Annotated in this window: 1 protein-coding gene; it reads right to left on the reverse strand. The window is 54.0% G+C overall.

What is annotated here, in order from left to right:
- Positions 1 to 50: 50 nt before the first annotated feature.
- A complete protein-coding gene (locus BHD06_RS22700; RefSeq protein ID WP_176214484.1) occupies positions 51 to 350 on the reverse strand; it encodes a hypothetical protein in 300 nt (99 codons plus the stop codon).
- Positions 351 to 1,096: the final 746 nt, after the last annotated feature.

A 1,096-nucleotide genomic window follows, 5' to 3' on the forward strand; every position in this document is an offset into this window, starting at 1 on the left:
GCCATCTCATACCGACACGCCAGGTCCGATGCTTTCGACCTCTGGAGAGGCTATGCTGCCGAAATGACCGCCTGACAGGCAGAGGTCTCGCCCCTCTCAAAAATGGCGAAAACAAGTTGGCAATCCCGTTCAGACAGATGGTCATTACCGGTCTCGTCATGTCGGAGTGTAGAGAAGCGATCGGAATAAGCGCGTGCTGCCATCTGGATGGCAGCCAACAGCACCATGGCAGCGGAGCCTACCAGGACGTATAGACCGAACGCGGTCCAGAACGAAGTTCCAAGAACAAGAGCAACCAGGGCTGCGATCAGACCCGCAAAGCCGCCCACCAAAACGTATCCAACTACCATGCGCATGCCTCAGAATGGGTCACTTCAGAACTCAACCTAGCGGAGAACAAAAGGAATGCGAATTCTTGTCGAGCTTTGATCACCGCTCGCTATTCCTGCATTTAGTCTCGCTTGAGAAGAGCTTTTTGGAACAGTTTGCTTCAACTTTCTGGCGAAACTTTGGCACGGAGCCACGGTTTTGCCAGAAGTGCTGACAACAAAGCCTCCGTAAGTGCGCAGCCAAGGTCAGGCAACTTAGCCAGAACAGCCACGTGCCACAGAAGTTGGACCACTAGTTGAGAATTCTTGCCGTCGCTGACGATCCGTTCGATCTGGTGCTTCTCGGGGCTCTGGTCACAAGGGCAGGATATCCTGAGCTGGTGACCACCCCGAATTCCGGGACGGCGCTTGAACACGTCACTGCGGCGCGTTTGCCGTTTCAATGCGTCCTGAACTGATGCGGTGGATGCCCCCACGCGCCGGCAGCGTTTACCATGACTGTCAATGTGCATTCAAAACTGACCCGGTTTGATCATTTTAAAAGGCGACATTATACTTTGCGTACCCAGTGAATAATCTGCTATGAGTAATGCAGAGAAATTACGGGGGGGCGAATCCATCAGGCAAGATATGGGACCTGTTAACCCGGATAATTCACGACACCTGTATGATCGGCCGTGAGACCATGTTTTGCGCGAGGGTGCCATGACGAGCTCGAGCGTGATCTGCGTCCGGGTTAACGGCGGACGGCAATGTCCTCTGGGGCT

The organism is Roseovarius sp. A-2 (assembly GCF_002072155.1).
Taxonomy (GTDB): domain Bacteria; phylum Pseudomonadota; class Alphaproteobacteria; order Rhodobacterales; family Rhodobacteraceae; genus Roseovarius.

Excerpts from the sequence above, each read along its gene's own strand:
- BHD06_RS22700 (WP_176214484.1), bottom strand. The coding sequence starts at position 350 with ATGGTAGTTGGATACGTTTTGGTGGGCGGCTTTGCGGGTCTGATCGCA.